The organism is Trichococcus flocculiformis (genome assembly GCF_963662535.1).
Taxonomy (GTDB): domain Bacteria; phylum Bacillota; class Bacilli; order Lactobacillales; family Aerococcaceae; genus Trichococcus; species Trichococcus flocculiformis.
In genome coordinates this window covers 1,076,205-1,094,574 of record NZ_OY759718.1, presented here as the reverse complement: position 1 = coordinate 1,094,574, position 18,370 = coordinate 1,076,205, and the positions used below count along the sequence as shown (strand labels likewise).

15 protein-coding genes are annotated in these 18,370 nt (G+C 48.2%); 5 read left to right on the top strand and 10 right to left on the bottom strand.

The window, feature by feature from the left end:
* The first annotated feature begins 9 nt into the window (after positions 1–9).
* On the top strand, positions 10–912 hold the full coding sequence (locus ACKPCD_RS05480) for a LysR family transcriptional regulator (protein ID WP_321434542.1): 903 nt from the start codon (positions 10–12) through the stop codon (positions 910–912).
* Positions 913–915: 3 nt separating this feature from the next.
* Here ACKPCD_RS05480 and ACKPCD_RS05475 read toward each other — a convergent pair whose 3' ends face one another.
* The 3 genes from ACKPCD_RS05475 to ACKPCD_RS05465 all read right to left on the bottom strand — a co-directional run bounded on the left by ACKPCD_RS05475 (position 916) and on the right by ACKPCD_RS05465 (position 4,464).
* Positions 916–2,292: a CitMHS family transporter gene (locus ACKPCD_RS05475; protein ID WP_321434249.1), complete on the bottom strand. Its 1,377-nt coding sequence runs from the start codon at positions 2,290–2,292 to the stop codon at positions 916–918.
* A gap of 29 nt (positions 2,293–2,321) precedes the next feature.
* Positions 2,322–3,461: a 2-methylaconitate cis-trans isomerase PrpF family protein gene (locus ACKPCD_RS05470; protein WP_321434248.1), complete on the bottom strand. Its 1,140-nt coding sequence runs from the start codon at positions 3,459–3,461 to the stop codon at positions 2,322–2,324.
* 490 nt (positions 3,462–3,951) lie between these two features.
* Positions 3,952–4,464 (bottom strand): methylated-DNA--[protein]-cysteine S-methyltransferase, encoded by a 513-nt coding sequence (locus ACKPCD_RS05465; RefSeq protein ID WP_321434247.1) that lies wholly within the window; start codon positions 4,462–4,464, stop codon positions 3,952–3,954.
* Positions 4,465–5,002: 538 nt separating this feature from the next.
* Between ACKPCD_RS05465 and ACKPCD_RS05460 the strand changes: the two genes are divergently transcribed.
* From ACKPCD_RS05460 to ftsH, 3 genes are all read left to right on the top strand, one after another.
* Positions 5,003–6,199 carry an IS256 family transposase gene (locus ACKPCD_RS05460; protein WP_321434246.1) on the top strand — a complete coding sequence of 399 codons (1,197 nt, stop codon included), beginning with the start codon at positions 5,003–5,005 and terminating at the stop codon, positions 6,197–6,199.
* Positions 6,200–6,911: 712 nt separating this feature from the next.
* Complete coding sequence (locus ACKPCD_RS05455; protein ID WP_321434245.1) at positions 6,912–7,367, top strand: MarR family winged helix-turn-helix transcriptional regulator; 456 nt, start codon at positions 6,912–6,914, stop codon at positions 7,365–7,367.
* Positions 7,368–7,377: 10 nt separating this feature from the next.
* Positions 7,378–9,252 carry an ATP-dependent zinc metalloprotease FtsH gene (ftsH, locus tag ACKPCD_RS05450; RefSeq protein WP_321434244.1) on the top strand — a complete coding sequence of 625 codons (1,875 nt, stop codon included), beginning with the start codon at positions 7,378–7,380 and terminating at the stop codon, positions 9,250–9,252.
* 253 nt (positions 9,253–9,505) lie between these two features.
* On the opposite strand, the gene ACKPCD_RS05445 is transcribed toward ftsH, so the two are convergent.
* The 7 genes from ACKPCD_RS05445 to ACKPCD_RS05415 form a co-directional block, all read right to left on the bottom strand.
* The gene (locus ACKPCD_RS05445) at positions 9,506–9,658 is read right to left on the bottom strand and encodes a hypothetical protein (protein WP_179193120.1); all 153 of its coding nucleotides are present in this window, start codon (positions 9,656–9,658) and stop codon (positions 9,506–9,508) included.
* A gap of 112 nt (positions 9,659–9,770) precedes the next feature.
* Positions 9,771–10,724, bottom strand: coding sequence for a carbohydrate kinase family protein (locus ACKPCD_RS05440; RefSeq protein ID WP_321434243.1), 954 nt, complete (start codon positions 10,722–10,724; stop codon positions 9,771–9,773).
* 51 nt (positions 10,725–10,775) lie between these two features.
* On the bottom strand, positions 10,776–12,275 hold the full coding sequence (locus ACKPCD_RS05435) for a glycoside hydrolase family 32 protein (RefSeq protein ID WP_321434242.1): 1,500 nt from the start codon (positions 12,273–12,275) through the stop codon (positions 10,776–10,778).
* Between the two features lie 41 nt (positions 12,276–12,316).
* Positions 12,317–13,930 carry an ABC transporter substrate-binding protein gene (locus ACKPCD_RS05430; protein ID WP_321434241.1) on the bottom strand — a complete coding sequence of 538 codons (1,614 nt, stop codon included), beginning with the start codon at positions 13,928–13,930 and terminating at the stop codon, positions 12,317–12,319.
* A 46-nt stretch (positions 13,931–13,976) separates the two neighbouring features.
* Entirely contained in the window at positions 13,977–14,858 is an 882-nt protein-coding gene (locus ACKPCD_RS05425; protein WP_321434240.1) for a carbohydrate ABC transporter permease, read from the bottom strand.
* A gap of 14 nt (positions 14,859–14,872) precedes the next feature.
* The gene (locus ACKPCD_RS05420) at positions 14,873–15,814 is read right to left on the bottom strand and encodes an ABC transporter permease (protein ID WP_321434239.1); all 942 of its coding nucleotides are present in this window, start codon (positions 15,812–15,814) and stop codon (positions 14,873–14,875) included.
* 295 nt (positions 15,815–16,109) lie between these two features.
* Positions 16,110–17,093: a LacI family DNA-binding transcriptional regulator gene (locus ACKPCD_RS05415; RefSeq protein ID WP_321434238.1), complete on the bottom strand. Its 984-nt coding sequence runs from the start codon at positions 17,091–17,093 to the stop codon at positions 16,110–16,112.
* Positions 17,094–17,356: 263 nt separating this feature from the next.
* On the opposite strand from ACKPCD_RS05415, the gene ACKPCD_RS05410 reads away from it, so the two are divergent.
* On the top strand, positions 17,357–18,331 hold the full coding sequence (locus ACKPCD_RS05410) for a bile acid:sodium symporter family protein (protein WP_086990831.1): 975 nt from the start codon (positions 17,357–17,359) through the stop codon (positions 18,329–18,331).
* Positions 18,332–18,370: the final 39 nt, after the last annotated feature.

Below are 18,370 nucleotides of genomic sequence, written 5' to 3'. Positions count from 1 at the left end.
TTTGTGGAAATGAAAGACATCGAATACGTGAAGGCCATCCATGACTGCGGCAATTTGACGCGGGCAGCGGAATCGCTTTACATTTCGCAACCTTCATTGAGCATGTACATCAAAAATATGCAGGCCCGTTTAGGATTCACAGTCTTCAATCAGATCGGGAAAAAATATGAACTGACTTTCCTGGGCGAACGTTTTCTGGCTGCCGGGATTGAAATTTTGCGTATGCGCGAAAACTTCTACGATGAAGCTGCGCATATTCTGGACAACAAAATCGGTCGTCTGCGCGTCTCCATCCCATTCATGCGCGGTTCCTACCTGGCTCCGGATATCTTGCCGAAGTTCAATGAAATCTATCCGAACATCGAAGTCGAGCTGATCGAGGAATCATCCAAGATCGTTGAAGAAAAGATCAACAATGGGGAGGCGGACATCGCCATCATGAACATGCCTCACCATGCGTTGAATCTGGACTACGAGGTCATCAAGTCGGAAGAGATCCTTTTGGCTGTGCCCTCAGGACATCCCTGCATCAACCAAGGCTTGCCCAATCCGAACAGCAGCTATCCTTCCATCGACCTGCATCTGTTCAAAAAAGACCGGTTCATTCTGCATTTCCCGGATCAGCGCACCGGCCAGATCGCCGAAGCGATCTTTGCGGAGCAGCATTTTGTTCCTTATAAAGTGACGCACACACGCAATATCGAGACGGCCGTCAATCTGACGATGACGGGATATGGCATCTCCTTCTTGAACGAGACCCATATCCGTCACTTGAAATTCGGCAATGCGCCGCGCTTCTTCTCTTTCGAGGGCAAGCCGCATTATGCGGATATGATTGTGGCTTACCGCAAAGGGCGAAAATTGCCTCCTTATATCAGAACTTTGATCGATCTTTGCCGGGAAGTCGTTTGATGCTTAATTGAACAAGAAAGGCAAAGGGATCGCACCGATCAGAATAGCGATGATGGTTTGAATCGCGAAGCTCGGAAGACCCCATCTCATGTATTCTTTTGAGTAATCACCAAAGCTGACTTCGGTTCTGTCAACCAAAACATAAAGGAAAGCCACTAGCGGACTTGCAAATCGGATGGCTTGACCCATCAAGGAAGCGACACCGATTTCAGTCGGTGTTGCACCGTATTGATAAGCGATCGGGGCCAATACCGGTAGGATCCCGAAATAGAAAGCGTCATTTGGTAAGAAGAACAACCCTGGTAAAGAAATCAAAGCCAGGAATAATGGAATGTAAGCTCCCATCGTTTCCGGAATCATACCAGCCATTTGTTGTGCGATGGCTTCACTCATGCCGCTGCCGTTCAGGACACCCATGATGATACCGGCTCCATAAACCAAACTTACCGGACCTAATGCTTCTCCGCCATTTGCGATCAAACGGGAAGATTGCAGATTCAACTGTCTGTAGTTGACCAGCAAAGCGATGGCTGTACCAAGTACGAAGAGGATACCGCCATTGATGATGTCCATGATCAACATTGTCATGATTGCCGCTGTAAGAATAAAGTTGAACCAAATCAATTTAGGACGTTTCAAATAGGCATCTTTTTCATTGATTTCTTTAATGATATGTTCCAAGTCGCTGTCATGGATGATGCCTCCCTCGGCTGTATAGCCCAGTCGAGCGCGCTCTTTTTTACCGTAGTAGTAGCACATATACAACGCCAGGAATGTTGCGCCGATCATCCCCGGGATTACGGGTACGAAGAATTCCTTCGGTGTCAAGTTCAGCACCGGCATTGCACGCGCCATCGGGCCACTCCAAGGGACCAAGTTCATGACCGAGTTGCTGAATCCGATGATTACCGCCAAGTAAAGCTGGTTCATCTTCATTTTTTTGAAAAGCGTCAGAACCGCTGTCGTTACGATCAACACAGTCGTTGTCCCGTCACCATCCAGCGAAACGATTAAAGAGATGACACCAGTAGCGACACAGATTTTCATTGGATCGCCTTTTGCCCATTTGATCATCTTCGTAGCCAAGGGGTCGAATAGACCGACATCCAACATGACCGAGAAGTAAAGGATGGCGAACAGCAATAACGTGATTGTTGGAGCTACACCTTTACCGATAAGTGTCTTGTTCTCATCCAGCGAGTAATACAACCCTCCAAAAATCCAATCAAATACTTCCAAAAGTGGGGTTCCACTTATAAATGCTGCAGCTAAACCAAAAACGACGGGAACTAAAATTAATGCTGCAAAAGGTGACATTTTCTTGGCCAATAACAAAACCATGAAGGTAACAATCATCCCATAGCCTAACAATGCTAACATTTTCACACTTCCTATTCTTTATGTTATTTCTATCCTTGTGTATAGAAGACTGTACCGACCATGATCTTTCTCGCGGTCCGGTGGCTTGATACGGATTCAATTTTGGTTTTTCCATCTTCGTTCTTGTACTTCATGGCTACGGAAATGAGGCCGTCGCTGTGGCCAAGCACGAGCTCGTTCTTGACGTTTTCGTTCCCCAATACTTCATTCGGGATTGTTCCCGGGATTGCGCAGGCTGCGGCTGTGCACAAAGCACCCGTCAAAGCGATGGTTTTGTGGGCTTTTTGCATGCTCATCATCCGGATGGAAAGATCGTATTCAGCTGCATGTATTTCTTTGCCGCTGTCCGTAATGAAATCCTGTGCTGCTGACACGATCGTCATCTTTGGTACTCCCGGTGTGACTGTAGCGGCTTCTTCCCAACTATCGGCCAAGCCCATTTTGACGGCCGCTTCCCCTCTGATTTTTTCCAACAGTACCAGATTGGCCGGGTCGGCATCGATCATGGCGGCCGTCTCTGTTCCTGCAAAACCGATAGCTTCTGCTTTGACATACACGAGCGGGTTTGCCGCATCGACGATCGATACTTCGACATCGCCGTAATCAGCGATTTTCAGCGTGTCTTTGGTTTGCCCTGTCGGCAACAACTTGCCGGTGAAGGAACCTTCCGGATTCAAAAACTCCAGTTCGATCTTCGAGCCCGTTCCGGGTACACCTGAAATACTGAAGTCGCCTTCATAAGTAATCTCTCCGTTAGGCGTAGGAATATGTTCGTGAATGATTTTCTTTGTGTTTGTATTATATACCCTGACAGTCGTTATCGGCGCGCTAATTTCCACTAGGTCATTCTCAAGAGCAAAAACCCCGACAGCTGATGAAATATTCCCGCAGTTTCCTGCATAGGAGACAAACGGTTTATCAATCTGAACTTGGGCAAATGTATAATTAACATCCCAATCTTCTGTTGTTTCTTTCGAAATGATTGCGACTTTGCTGGTCGTGGAGACCGCCCCACCCAAACCATCAATTTGACGTTGATCAGGGCTGCCCATAATTTTCAACAGGATCTGGTCACGTTCCTCTTTATTTTCCGGTAAATCTTCTTCCATTACGAATGCACCTTTGCTCGTGCCGCCGCGATAGATGCTGCATTGTAGTTCTTTTAGCATGTCGTCCCTCCAAATGTTTGCGTTTTCAAATATCCACGGATCTGTGATCATCCAGTTGAATCCTTTTAGCAATGAGTTTTTATAGACTGCAGTTCTATCGATTGCTCATTACTCAACTTGATATCTGAAGTATAAATTCTGGTAGACCAAATATCCAATCAATCATTTTTATCCAAATCATAGGTTTGAGTTATGATAATAACGGATACAAACAACAGTATTGAAGACCTGTTTTTTTGCGTAATCAAGTGTTGCTCTTCTCCAGCTCCGTTTGGATATTTTGTGCATACGCGCAAAGTAAAAAAGAGTCGGAAACTATTGTTCCTGACTCTTTTTTGAATTTATCGACTATTATATGACGGGCTTTATTTCAATTTACTGCTTGTAGCGAGGTCATGTCTTTGCCCTTACCGTAGTCTATTCGTTTTCCTCTTATTGAGAATAGATGCTCTAATTGAGAATCACCGCTCCCTGTATTTCCGACATCCGTTCAGAGCGAACTGTTCTCGATTGCAACCTTTGTCTCATGATTCAGCAAATATTCCTTCAGATACAGCCCACCGGCATACCCCACCAGTTTGCCGCTTGTGCCGATGACGCGGTGGCAAGGGGTGATAATGGAAATCGGATTGCGGTTGTTGGCCATGCCGATGGCGCGGACGCCTTTGGGATTTTCGACAGCGATGGCGATATCCTTGTAGCTGCGCGTCTCGCCGTAAGGAATTTGGCGCAACGCTTCCCAGACTTTCAACTGGAAAGGCGTCCCGGCTGCGTCCAACGGCAGATTGAATTCTTTTCGCTCTCCATTGAAATACGCCTGCAGCTGGCGCTCCCCTTCCAGCAACAAGGGAGTATCCGCCTCCACCATTTCTCCGGCCGCGATTTCCTTTTCGATGCGCGGATCCAGTTCCGATGCAACATGTTCCAGAAACGTGATTCCCTTGCCGTTCTCAGCCAACAAGTACTTCCCGAGCGGCGTTTGGATATATTTATAGGATTTCATACTGGTCACCATTCCTTTATTCGTGATTACAATCTCTCTGTTCCATTATACACAGCGGTGACGGCAACAGGAAGCACTCTCCATTTGTCATTTCCTCCGGTGAACGGAGGCTTCGCCGGAGTTCCCACACATTCTGAATGTTCTCCTCCGGGGAGATGGGCTTTCCCGGAGCTGACGCTATTTTTTGGAACGCTCCTCCGTGCAGTGGCCCCTCGCCGGAGCTGAAATGCTTTCCAGTCGCTGTCCTCCGTCGAACGGTCGGTGTTTTGTTTCCTCCGATGAACGGAGGCTTCGCCGGAGTTCGCCCCACATTCTGAATACTCTCCTCCGGGGAGATGGGCTTTCCCGGAGCTGGCGCTATTTTTTGGTACGCTCCTCCGTGCAGCGGCTCCTCGCCGGAGCTGAAGTGCTTTCCAGTCGCTGTCCTCCGTCGAACGGTCGGTGTAGTTGTTTCCGTATAATTGTGTAAAAAGAAAAGGCCATACCCAAACCTTTGGTACAATGTAGTTACCACACAACATCGCAAAGGAGAACGGATATGACCCAACTAAATATTAATATAAATATGGAAGAATTAACAGAGGCAGTTTTGAACAGCAATATCACCAGCATGATGAAGTCAATGGCAGTGCTGGTTTTTAACGCTTATATGGAAGCGGAGCGGGACGAGCACATCCGAGCCAGCCAGTACGAACGGACCATTAGCCGGACAGATTACCGCAATGGCTATTACGAACGGGACTTCACTCTTTCCATCGGAAGGCTCACTTTAAAAGTGCCCCGTACACGCAACGGTGATTTCTCCACTAAATTATTTAAGCGTTACAACAGGATGGATCAGGCTTTCGTGCTAAGCATGGTGGAGGCTGTGATCAACGGTGTTTCCACGAAGAAAGTGTCGAAAATCGTGGAGCAATTGTGCGGAGAAACCGTATCGAAATCGTTTGTCTCCAGTGCAATGAAGCATCTGGATCCAGAGCTTAAGGAGTTCCGGGAACGCTCTTTGACCGGGCATACCTTTCGGTATGTCTACTTCGATGCCATGTACATCAAGGTGCGCGAAGACCACCGGGTCATCAGCAAGGCCGTCTACATCGCCCAGGGCGTCAATGATTTGAACAAGCGGGAAATCCTTGGTTTCAAAGTATCGGATCAAGAATCCAAGGAGACCTGGAGATCCTTCTTACAGGATCTGCGGGACCGTGGATTGATGCAGCCTAAACTGGTGATTTCGGATGCCCATCAGGGCCTGAAAGCCGCCATTCAGGAAGTGTTTGTGGGCGCAGCCTGGCAGCGGTGTACGGTCCATTTTCTCCGGAATATCCTGGACGTGATGCCGAAAAAAGATAGCGAAGAGCAGCGTCAAGCCTTGCGGAAAATTTTCCGCGCCAACACCCTTCAGCAAGCGTTGGAAAGCCGTCAGGCATTCGAGGAGCTGACCGGTGGAGAGAACCGCTTCAGCAAGGCCTTGGAGACGTTGGACAGCGGCTTTATGGACGCAATGCAGTATCTTCAGGAACCGGAAGTCTACCACATTTCCCTGCGGACAACCAATTCCCTGGAACGGGTCAATCGCGAGATCCGTCGAAGAGAACAGGTGGTTTCGATTTTCCCGAATACTGACTCAGCGGAACGCTTGATTGGCGCAGTTCTGATGGATATCCATGAGGACTGGGAAAAGAACCGTTGGACATTCCTGATGAAGACAGGAAATCCGATCGTAGGGAGGACTTAACAATTGCACGCTCGGTTTAGGTAGGAATCGGTTTTTGATTCCTACCTAAACCGAGGGTCCTGCCAGGCTCGCCTGGCACAAAAACACACGTATCAAGAAAAAGGAACTACAAAGTGATTTTACACAGGATTTCGGACTTGACCGTCGGTGTTTTGTTTACTCCGGTGAACGAAGGCTTCGCCGGAGTTCCCACACATTCTGAATGTTCTCCTCCGGGGAGATGGGCTTTCCCGGAGCTGGCGCTATTTTTTGGTACGCTCCTCCGTGCAGCGGCCCCTCGCCGGAGCTGAAGCCACTTCCAGTCGCTGTCCTCCGAGGAGTGGCTGCTTTTTTGTTTCCTCCGGTGAACAAAGGCTTCGCCGGAGTTCGTCCCACATTCTGAATGCTCTTCTTCGGCGAGGCGAGCCTATCCGGAGCTGGCGCTATTTTTTGGTACGCTCCTCCGTGCAGCGGCCTCTCGCCGGAGCTGAAGCCACTTCCAGTCGCTGTCCCTAGCAACCGGCGCACGCCGCAAACATTTCTTATGGAATACTTTCAAGCATCTTCACGATTTCTTCACACTCACGGTTTATAGTAGGTTCACAGCATTCCTAGCGAGAGGGATCTCTTAGGAATTGCTTAAGACTAAGTTGAACCGCTTGCACAAAAAATAGTTTTGATTTAGAATAGTTCTACATCACAACTATTATCCGATAAAGGAGCGGATTTCAATATGAAAATTGTTTTTTTGAAAAAAGAAATCTGGGATTTGATGCGGACGATCCAAGTTTCCAAGGATTTTGTCATGTGCCCGGTCGCTAAAGACTATCCCATCACCCCGCTGCAATTGCGGATTTTGATGGAAATCAAACTGAGCGAAGATCTGTCGCTCAACCGTTTGGCGAAACTGATGGATATGAACAACGGCAACGTCTCCACCCTCTGCAAAAAACTGGAACAGCAAGGCTATCTGACGCGTGAACGGCGTGCGGACGACGAGCGTTTCATCATACTGAAACTCACCTCAAATGGCCAAGCGATCCTGCAAAAAATGGAGCAGGATATCGAACATAAATACTGCTTGCTGATGGAAGGCGTGTCCGAGGAGCGGCTTGAAAAAATCGCAGTCGGCATCAAGGAACTGCAGCTTTTGATACAAGAAATGAATGAACAACAAAGAGAGGATTGACTCAACATTTATGGCAGATGATAAAAATAAAAACAACCGCAAGTGGAATGTGAATCTGAACAACGAAAACCCCGACAATCGCAGGAGGACAGCCTATTACTTGTTGATGGCATTGAGCGTCCTGATGTTCCTGAACTATTTCGCGTTACCTAGCTACCTGAACCGAAGCGTGGAGGAAGTGACCTACAGCACGTTCCTGAATCAAGTGTCGACGGGCGATGTATCCGAAGTGAAACTGGAAGAGAACCAAATCACTTTCGTTGCGACTGATGATGCGGGCGACAAAAAGGTCTACATGACCGGCCTGATCGATGATCCAACACTCGTCACCCGCTTGGAAGAAGCCGATGTGACTTTCAGCAAGGACATTCCGACTGAAGCCTCTCCGATCCTTTCGATCTTAGTTTCTTGGGTCTTACCGCTCCTGCTGTTCTGGGGATTGGGCAGCATGCTTGGGAAACAGATGGCGAAACGCATGGGCGGCGGTGCCGGTGGCGCGTTGTCCTTCGGCAAGTCAAATGCCAAAGTCTATGTGAAGGCCGACGATTCGAAAACATTCAAGGATGTCGCCGGACAGGACGAAGCCAAAGAAGCGCTCAGTGAAGTCGTCGATTACCTGCATCAACCGAAAAAATACCAGGATATCGGTGCCAAGAATCCGAAGGGCATCCTGCTGGTCGGACCTCCCGGAACCGGTAAAACCCTGTTGGCCCGCGCTGTCGCCGGCGAAGCCGATGTGCCGTTCTTCAGCATATCCGGTTCCGAATTCGTCGAGATGTTCGTCGGACGCGGTGCCGCGAAAGTCCGCGACCTGTTCAAGGAAGCCAACGAAAAAGCCCCCTGCATCGTCTTCATTGATGAAATCGACACAATCGGTAAAAAGCGCGACAACGGCAATTTCGGTGGGGGGAACGATGAGCGGGAACAGACTTTGAACCAACTGCTGGCGGAAATGGATGGATTTGAATCCAACAAAGGCATCATCCTCTTGGCCGCCACCAACCGTCCGGAGTCCCTTGACGCTGCCCTACTGCGCCCGGGTCGTTTTGACCGTCGCGTACCGGTTGAACTGCCGGACTTGGCAGGACGCGAAGCCATTCTGAAAGTGCATGCGACGAACTACAAAATGGATCCAAATATTGATTACAACACAATCGCCCGCGCCACTTCCGGTGCTTCCGGTGCCGAATTGGCGAATATCATCAACGAAGGCGGTCTCCGCGCCGTCCGTGAAGGCCGCAGCGCCGTTACGCAAAGCGATCTGGAGGAGTCTGTTGAGACTGTCATTGCTGGGTACCAGCGCAAAAATGCGGTCATTTCTCCGAAAGAAAAGGAAATCGTCTCTTACCATGAAATCGGCCACGCGCTGGTAGCAGCCAAACAGACGGAATCCGCGCCGGTCCACAAGATCACGATCATTCCGCGTACTTCCGGTGCTTTGGGCTATACGATGCAGATCGAGGAAGGCGAAAAATCGTTGATGACGAAGCAAGAATTGTTCAATAAAATCGTGACGTTGGCAGGCGGTCGCGCCGCCGAAGAGATCGTCTTCGGCAGCATCACGACCGGCGCTTCGAATGATATCGAGCAGATGACCAAAATGGCGCGCGCCATGATTACGCGCTACGGGATGAGCGACACGTTCGACATGATGCAGATTGAAACCCAGACGAACAAATATTTGGGCGGCGACACTTCCATGAATGTGTCCGCCGGGATGGCCGAGCAGGTCGACCGTGAAGTGCTGGACATCATCAAGCTGGCTCATGAGAAAGCCATTGCCATATTGAACGAAAACAGAGAGAAACTGCATGAACTGTCCCACCACCTGCTGATCGAAGAGACCATTACCGGTGCGGAATTCATGAAGATATTGGAAGCATAACAGCTCGCATACGAGGCACGGATTCATCAGAACTGCCGATATGTCAACAAAAGAAAGCAGTGTGGTTGTCTCAGTTCGAGATAGCCACACTGCTTATTTTTGAGGCGGAAAATGTTCGAGATATGCTCGCGTTGTCCGATTCTTTGCGGTTATCGGACAAGCAGGACTCCTAATGCGATGCGGATGTCGGATACTTTGCAGTAATCCGACAAGCAGTGCACCAAATGCGGTGAGGTTGTCGGATACATTGCGGTTATCCGACAAGCACTGCACCAAATGCGATGCGGATGTCGGATACTATGCGGTTATCCGACAAGTAGCGCACCAAATGCGATGCGGATGTCGTATGCTTGCTCGCGTTGTCCGATTCTTCCCGGTTATTGGACAACCCCAACAACCCAGCCATCTCCGATCGAACCCAGATATGAAAAAACACATTCAAGTACCCGTAAGCACCAAGTGAACACGCAAAAAACAGGGCTATCCACATAGGAATAATGCCCTGTTTTTTTGATTAATTATCCTTCCGAACGTAACACTTCCTGCAAGGTCGGTATGGATTGCATGCCGCCCGGTCGCGTCGTCACCAATGCGGCCACATGATTGGCGAACAGGCCCATCTCGCGGATTTCATCCAACGTGCAGTCTTCCCAAGCATCCTTGCCGGCGATCTGATAGAGGAAGGACCCGATGAATGAGTCGCCTGCCCCTGTCGTATCGACTGCTTTGACACTGATCCCTTCAATGCTGGTCTTCTCGCCTTTGAAGTACAGATCCGCTCCCTTGCTGCCTTTGGTGAAGATCAGCAGTTTCGGTTCCGTCTTCAGCAATGCTGCTATCCCATCCGCTTCCGAATCCATGCCCGTAATGAAGGCCAATTCATCATCGCTGATTTTCAGGATGTCAGCATACGGCAGGAATTCCTGGATCGTTTGCTTCAGCATTTCCGGATCCGGCCAGAGATTCAAGCGCACATTCGGATCGAAAACGATCGTTCCGCCGGCCTGCTGCATTTTTTCCAAAGCGGCAAGATGCGCATACTTTACGGGTGCTTCGATCAGATCGACCGAGCAAAAATGCAGGATATCTGCAGCGGTGAAAACAAGCTCATTCAGTTCTTCCTTGTTCAACAACATATCCGCGCTGGGATTGCGGTAGAAACTGAATTCACGCTCCCCATTTTCCTGGAGCGACACAAACGCCAGCGCCGTGTTTGCCTCAGTGGTCCGAAACAGGTGATGGGTGTCCACCTGATTCTGTTTGAGCACATCAGTCAAATAATCCCCGAAGGCATCCTGACCCACTTTACCGATGAAGCTCGCGTTCCCGCCTAGGCGGCTAACCGTCACCGCAACATTAGCAGGCGCGCCTCCCGGTTGCTTCGTGAAACCGGAAACCTCCTTCAAGGGCACCCCGATTTCACTCGGGAAAAAATCAATCAGTATTTCTCCAATAGTATAAACTCTCCGCATAACGTCTCCTTTCGGTTGCAGTTATTTGTTCCAAAAAACCTGAATTCCCGATCAGATAAAGGGCGTAAAAGTCGCTTCCTCAAATACCGCTTTGCCGCTGCATTCAAACGAAATGCCTTTTGCTTCCGCGGTTGGATATACGTTTGAAGTCATGACTACTTCACCATTTTTCTCAAACACTTCAACCGACGAACTGTCCAGGTAAATGGCGAGTTCAAGATGATCGCTCTTTCCGGACAACGCGACTTTCCGGCTGACGGGAGGATGTGCTTCCTCCCCTTTCAGTTCGATGCCGCTTGCAGATCGATCGATTCCTAATTCATTCTTTGCTTTATCATAGTAGACTACGGTTCTTTCGTTCTCGTTCTCACGCAGATGGATGGACAGTTTTTCCAATCCGGACGTATCCACTTTCAGTGTCAGCAATCCGCAGTCCCCTGCGATGCCTGGGATTGATTCTTTAGTATCCACCATTGTGATCACCGGGCTGTTTTCTCCCTGATTGTCGGCAATGGCTTCGATACCGATCGGATATTGCTTCAACTTGCCGTCTTCCCATTTCAACTCCCTCGGAATCGTCATTGATCCTGTCCAGTTGTGGCCCAGCGTATCTGTCGGGAAATTTCTTCCCCACATCTGCATCCAGCCGATACAGATTCTTCTGCCTTTGTCATCCTCCAGGCTTTGAGGAGCATAATAGTCCAAACCGTGATCCAATTCCTGATAACTTTCCGGGTGGAACTGTTTCGTCGCCCAATCCACTTCGCCGACAGCCAAGACCGAGGCATTCAGATTCTGATAGTCGTCCCCGTCCTGTGGCCATTGCATCGGCGAGAAGATCAAGCAATCTTTCCCATTCAAGCGGAAGAAATCCGGGCATTCCCACATGATCCCTTGCTCTTTGTTCCCCTTCAGGAAGACGGAGGCAAACTCCCATTCCACCAAGTCAGCAGATTGGTAAAGCAAAATTTGCCCTGTCTCGTCGCCAGCCTTGGAGGCGACTACCGTGTAGTACATGCCTTCGTGTTCAAAAACTTTAGGGTCCCGGAAATCGATCTGGGAAGCGTCTGCCGGCAAAGCCGCAACCGGGATGACCGGATTTTGCTGCACTTTATCGAAGTGCAGCCCATCCTCCGACACCGCCAGACACTGCACCTGGTGATGCACGCCTTCTTCGTTGGCTTCGGTTACGCCTGTATACAGCAGATACAATTTCCCGTCTCGTTCGATGGCGCTTCCTGAGAAGCAGCCGAATCGGTCATACGCTTGATCCGGCGCCAAAGCGACAGGCAAGTCTTCCCAATGGATCAAGTCCGTCGACTTCATGTGGCCCCAGTGCATCGGGCCCCATTTCGCATCATACGGATGGAATTGATAAAACAGGTGATACGCCCCTTGGAACTGGACGAAGCCGTTTGGATCGTTCATCCAGCCCACTGGCGGTGATGCATGATAGTGATTCCGGTAAAGAGGATTCACCGACCCTTTATTTTCTGCTATGTATCGGTTGGCCCGCTCTGTTGAATAGGCTGTTTGACTTTGTATACTCACGCTACCCCTCATTTCTTAGATTTGGTTAATATTCTATATGGTTAGTTGTTGTTTGATAAATATGTATCATAAGCTTCTTGTTTGATCTGCATCCATTCTTCCAGTCCCAGACGGTTCAGTTCTTCCAAGTAAGCATCCCACTCTTCGGCAACTTTGCCGTTTGCGATCCATTCCGCACGTTTTCTGCTTACGAACGGCATCAAATCGGCTTCAATCTGAGCGATCCGGTCAGCCTGTTCCAATGACAAGAATACACGAGGATAATTGAATTGATTATGAACATCAGCCAAGTAAGTGTCTTTGAAGATATCCAAACGCCATTGTGCATCATCCGGCATTGTCGTCACAGTTCCGTAGTAGTCGTCCAAAATTGCCAACGGTCCGCCAGCTTCGGTTTTTTGACGCAATTCGCCCGGTGCTGTGCCTTCCAAAGGCAAGTGTTTCAACGAATCAGTTGCTTCTACATATTCAAAGATATTTTGTTGCGTTTCATCCCCATATGTACCCCAGTTATTCTGTACAGATTGGATCGGCACATACATCTGATCTACCCATTTGGCAGTCAACTCCAGATTTTTGTTGGCGCTGGTGATGACGAAACGGTCGCGGCTGAATCCGAAGCCGTTCGTACGCGTAACATGTTTTTCTCCACTTGGACCAGCCAATGCAGGCAGTGGCTCATAGGAATCGTTCGCTCCGGAAACATTCGCTTTATCCCATGTGAAGTACACACCGAACAATTGCTCTTTCCCTTTCGCCACGTAAGCATTCCAATCCTGTTCGAAAGCTTCCACATCGATCAGCTCTTTGTTGTACATTTCATTGAAATAAGCGACACCGTTTTTGAATTCTTCGTTGTCGGCCGTGAAGTCGATCGTGCCGTCATCATTTACGACCAAGTGATCATCATTGTCGCCGATTCCGAATGCGCCGAAGAGGAACTTCATGTCTTCATTCCCGCCATCGTTGATGAAAGAAATCGGGATTTCATCGGCTTCGCCGTTGCCGTTCGGGTCTTGAGTTTTGAATGCTTCCAATACAACCATCAATTCATCCGTCGTTTGCGGCATCTCCAAGCCTAAAGCTTCCAGCCAGTCGACATTGATCCAAGGGATATCGTTTACCGTATGGATGGACTCTTTATCCTGGCCCAACTCTTCGATCCATGGCAGTGAGTAGATATGGCCGTCTGGTGCAGTGATCATGGCCAAATATTCCGGATTTTCGTCCAATACTTTTTTGAAGTTCGGCATGTGTTCATTGATCAAATCTTCCAAAGGAATGATGATGCCGTCTTCTGCCCATGAGAGCAGATCATAGTCACTCGCGCCAGCGTTCCACATGGCATCCGGCAAGTCGCCGCTGGAAATGTCCAGATTCCGTTTTTCGATATAGTCAGAAGAATAATTTTTCCATTCGATATTGACGCCGGATTGTTCTTCCAAACGTTGGAAAATCAGCTTTTCGTTCGGATCGGCCGGAGCCAACGGAGAACTGGAAGTGGACATTTTCAAGCTGACGGTCTCTTCCAATGGGAAGGATACATCCGTCAATTCGTAGTCTGGAGAAGAGGCGCCACCGGATGAACCGCAGGCTGCTAAAGTCAGGACTGTTGCTGTGGATAATAGTGCTGTGCCAAGGTATTTTGCTCTCATTTTGTGTTTCTCCTTTATAATGTATTTATTTTGTGTTGCGTATTGCTTAACCTTTGAGTGAACCTGCCATCATCCCTTTATCGAAGTACTTCTGGAAGAATGGATACATGACCAGAAGCGGCAAGCTGGAGATGACGATTGTCGAGTATTTGATCAGTTCGGCCAATTGCGCCATTTCTGCCATCTGAGTGGCGGATCCGATCATGTCTTGTTGCGGTTGATTTTGGATCAGTATTTTCCGCAGCACCAATTGCAGCGGCTGCAGATCTGCATCGTTCAAGTAGATCATGGCGTCGAAGTAGGAATTCCACTGGCCCACAAAAGCATAGAGGAACAATACGAAGATGATCGGTTTCGCCAGCGGCAGCATGATTTTGAAGAATATCTGCATTTCATTGGCGCCGTCGATAATCGCAGCTTCTTCCAACTCGGCAGGCAGTTGTTTGAAGTACGTTCGCGCCAGGATGATGTTCCAGACGTTGATCGAGCCGGGAAGGATGATGGCCCAGACCGTATTCAGCATGCCCAGGTTTTTCACCAATAGGTAAGTTGGAACCAAGCCGCCTCCGATGAACATCGTAATCATCAGGAAAATCGTGATCGGCCGTTTTCCGACCAATTTCTGTTTGGACAACGGATAGGCGGTCAGAATGGAGACCGCGACAGTCAATGCGCTGTATGTGAATGAATAGAAAATCGAATTCACGAAACCTCGGATGATGGCCGGATCCTGTAAGACCCTCTTATAGCCGTCCATACTCCAGTTCGCTGGGTTCAGACTCAATCCTTGCGAGCGGAGGATGAAGGGATCCATGAAAGAAGCGATCAATACGTACAACAAAGGGGATAGGGTTATCAAGACCAGAAAGCCTATCAGAATGCGATTCACCAGCAGCACGCCGCGGTCAAATTTTGTCAATGTTATCATTTTTGTTCTCCTCTCTATAAAGCTGCATCATCATTGCTTACTTTGTTCGCTAACGCATTTACGGCCAGCAACAAGATGATATTGATGACTGTATTGAATAGTCCGACTGCCGTTGAATACCCGTAATCACCCATCTGCAGACCGACTTTGTAGACGTAGGTCGAGATGATTTCCGAAACAGGCAGGTTCATCGATGTCTGCATCAGGAAAGCTTTCTCGTAGCCGACATTCATGATGCCCCCTACAGAAAGGATGAACTGGATGACCATGATCGGTCGGATCGCAGGCAGATCGATGTACCAGATACGATAGAGGATGTTAGCGCCGTCCATGTGAGCTGCATCGATCAAATCTTGACTCACGTTGGCCAATGTCGCCGTGTAGAGCACCGATGCCCAACCCATACCTTGCCAAATACCGGATAGGATGTAGAGCGTTCGGAAATAATCTGGATCCGTCATGAATGTAATCCGCGAACCGGTAATGCTTTCTATAAACCCATTGATCGGGCCATCAGCTGCCAGGAACATGAACAACATCCCCACAACGATAACCAAGGAAATGAAGTTCGGTGCGTACAGAATCAGTTGGAACCGCTTCTTCCATTTTGTGCTGATCAGATGGTTCAAAGATAATGCCAAGAGAATCGGCGGGAAAAATCCCAAAATAAGTCCGTATATACTGATTTTGAGCGTGTTCTCCAACAGAATTCCGAAGTTGGGAGAGTCGATGAACTGGACGAAATTTTCAAATCCCACCCATTCACTCCCCATAATACCCTGCAGCGGATTGTAGTCCTTGAAAGCCAAGAGAATGCCGTACATCGGGAAATATTTGAATACCAGCGTGAGTATCAGTCCCGGCAACAGCATATAATAGAGCATTCGGTGCTGTTTGATGAATTCCCATTTGGATTGTGTGCTTCTTTTCGGCTTGCTTTTCTGGCTTTTTTTCATGACTGTTCTAACTCCTCCTTTTAAAAATTGAAACGTTTCCACTTTCGTTCAAAAATACGGAAACGTCCAGATATTGAAACGTTTCCAATTTCGTTCAAAAAAATAAATTATGAAGAATCGATACGCTACTTTTGAAATCGGTGCGGTTGTTCAATCACCAACCTGCCCGCGATTTCAAAAATAGGGAAACGTTTATTCGGTAATTGAAACGTTTCCAATTCGCTTCAAAAAAATATGTTTTTGATTTAAACCTATAATAATTCAGTAACCGTTTTCTGTCAATACAAAAAACAGATTATTTTAAAATTTCATTTTTTGTCGTCGATCCTTCTAGGTAATGGACAGGCAACGTGATCTTCGTTTTGACGGGTTCGCCATCGATCACCTGGATGATTTTTTCGACTGCGGCTTTTGCCATCAGATCCACTGGCTGACGGATTGTCGACAGGAATTGTTTACGCCCGGCTTCCATCTTGATGCCGTCACAACCGATGATCTGCACTTCCTCCGGCACTTTACGTTTCAGTTCATCCAAAACTTCCAGAATGTCCAAAGCAATGAAATCGGTGTGGGCGAATACACCATCCACATCCGGATTTTTTTCGAAAAAGGTTCGGATCTCCTGCTTGAATTCCATGACTGGGTCTTCCCCATCGTAGATGGCATAAGCAACTCCCATCTGTTCAGCCTGCGCCTCAAATCCATCCCTTCTCTTCGTCGTCTCGCTAGGAAAGCGTGAATGTGTTCCGACATAGCCGAGTTTTTTACAACCCTTCTCAATCAACTTTTCTACAGCCAACTGGCCTGCATGAAAGTTGTCCGATGTGACGCAAACCGTTTCTTCCTTGAAATGACGATCGATGGTGACGAAGGGCAAATGCGACGAGACAAAGTTATCCAAATCCGAATAGGTGATGCCGATGATGCCGTCGACTTTGTTTTCTTGAACCATCTGGATATACTCAAGTTCCTTGTCACTGCTGACATCCGAGTTGCACAACAGCATTTTGTATTTGTGTTCAGCTAAGTTGCTTTCCACATAATAGGCGAATTCCGAAAAAAATGGATGCCAGATTGTCGGAATGATCAGCGCAACCGTGTGGGTTTTGTTCATCTTCAATCCGCGCGCATAGGCGTTCGGAATATAGTTCAACTCTTTCATCGCCGCTTCAACTTTTCTGCGGGTCGATTCTTTTACGGCTCCGGAATTGTTCAGCACTCGCGATACGGTACCGACACCAACCTTGGCTAAAGCAGCTACATCTTTCATTGTTCCCATATGAGTTACCTCCTTTCCTGTATACACTTACAATCTAACTACCATGATAGCAGAGTCGATAAAATAAGTATAGCTGCATTTTGGGACTCATTCATTTCTGAGCCGCATACACAATGAATGGAAATACAGAAATAATTATAACAATCGAATAATAAAGATTGACATAATGCTCATCAAGTTCTAATATTTGTTTATCACGCTTTTCTAAACATTCGTTTATTTTATAGCATGATGTTTATCACTTTAAGAAAAGAGGGGAAATTATGGCAAATGTGAATCAAATCTTCAACAAATATCTTACCTGGATCGTAATCGGTGTCGCATTGGCGGCTTTCGTTTTCGACCAATCCTTTGTGTGGGCAAGCAATTATACGACATTATTCCTACAAATCATCATGTTTTTCATGGGCTTGACCTTATCGGTCAGTGATTTCAAGGAGGTGTTCCACCGTCCGGCTTATGTGGCCATGGTCAGCCTGATGCAATTCATCTGGATGCCTTTCGCCGGTTGGGCGCTTACGAAACTCTTCAATCTGCCGCCTGAACTGGCTTTGGGTGTAATTCTGTTGGGTTGCTGCCCCGGCGGCACGGCTTCGAACGTGATGACCTACCTTTCCAATGGTGATGTGGCGCTTTCCGTTACGGCAACTTCGATTTCGACGATGCTGGCGCCGATCATCATGCCCCTGAACATTTCGCTTTATGCCGGCGAAATCATCGAAATCAGCTTCTGGCCGATGTTCTGGTCGATTCTGAGGGTCGTTTTCCTGCCGGTCGTTTTTGGGGTTATTTTGAACTCCTTGTTCGGAAAAAAAATTGCTTCGTATTATTCCGTGCTGCCGACCTTCTCATCCATCGGCGTCCTACTCGTTATTGCGGCAGTCGTCTCCGTCAACAAAGAAACGATTATGCATTCCGGATTGCTGATCGCTTTCGTGACTTTCCTGCATAATTCAAGCGGTTATGCCTTCGCTTGGGGCGTCTGCAAACTCTTGAAAGTCGATGTGGCATCGACACGCGCCATGCAGATCGAAGTCGGCATGCAGAACTCTGGACTTGCTTCCAGCATGGCACTGAATGCGCCGTTCAATGCGCCGCAAGCTTCCATGGCTGGCGCCATCTATTCAATCATGCACAATGTGACCGGCTCTTTGTTCGCGAGCTATTGCCGCTACAAAGATGCCAAGTCTGCCGAATCAAGTCCGGCTGCTGTCGAGACACCCGTTACAGAAGCTTAACAGCCAAAAAATAGCCCGTCTAATGACCGTTTGAACCGG

Bases quoted from the DNA above. Each gene is read 5' to 3' on its own strand.
- ACKPCD_RS05480 (WP_321434542.1), top strand. From the start codon at position 10: ATGAAAGACATCGAATACGTGAAGGCCATCCATGACTGCGGCAATTTG.
- ACKPCD_RS05475 (WP_321434249.1), bottom strand. From the start codon at position 2,292: ATGTTAGCATTGTTAGGCTATGGGATGATTGTTACCTTCATGGTTTTG.
- ACKPCD_RS05470 (WP_321434248.1), bottom strand. From the start codon at position 3,461: ATGCTAAAAGAACTACAATGCAGCATCTATCGCGGCGGCACGAGCAAA.
- ACKPCD_RS05465 (WP_321434247.1), bottom strand. From the start codon at position 4,464: ATGAAATCCTATAAATATATCCAAACGCCGCTCGGGAAGTACTTGTTG.
- ACKPCD_RS05460 (WP_321434246.1), top strand. From the start codon at position 5,003: ATGACCCAACTAAATATTAATATAAATATGGAAGAATTAACAGAGGCA.
- ACKPCD_RS05455 (WP_321434245.1), top strand. From the start codon at position 6,912: ATGAAAATTGTTTTTTTGAAAAAAGAAATCTGGGATTTGATGCGGACG.
- ftsH (WP_321434244.1), top strand. From the start codon at position 7,378: ATGGCAGATGATAAAAATAAAAACAACCGCAAGTGGAATGTGAATCTG.
- ACKPCD_RS05445 (WP_179193120.1), bottom strand. From the start codon at position 9,658: ATGGCTGGGTTGTTGGGGTTGTCCAATAACCGGGAAGAATCGGACAAC.
- ACKPCD_RS05440 (WP_321434243.1), bottom strand. From the start codon at position 10,724: ATGCGGAGAGTTTATACTATTGGAGAAATACTGATTGATTTTTTCCCG.
- ACKPCD_RS05430 (WP_321434241.1), bottom strand. From the start codon at position 13,930: ATGAGAGCAAAATACCTTGGCACAGCACTATTATCCACAGCAACAGTC.
- ACKPCD_RS05425 (WP_321434240.1), bottom strand. From the start codon at position 14,858: ATGATAACATTGACAAAATTTGACCGCGGCGTGCTGCTGGTGAATCGC.
- ACKPCD_RS05420 (WP_321434239.1), bottom strand. From the start codon at position 15,814: ATGAAAAAAAGCCAGAAAAGCAAGCCGAAAAGAAGCACACAATCCAAA.
- ACKPCD_RS05415 (WP_321434238.1), bottom strand. From the start codon at position 17,093: ATGGGAACAATGAAAGATGTAGCTGCTTTAGCCAAGGTTGGTGTCGGT.
- ACKPCD_RS05410 (WP_086990831.1), top strand. From the start codon at position 17,357: ATGGCAAATGTGAATCAAATCTTCAACAAATATCTTACCTGGATCGTA.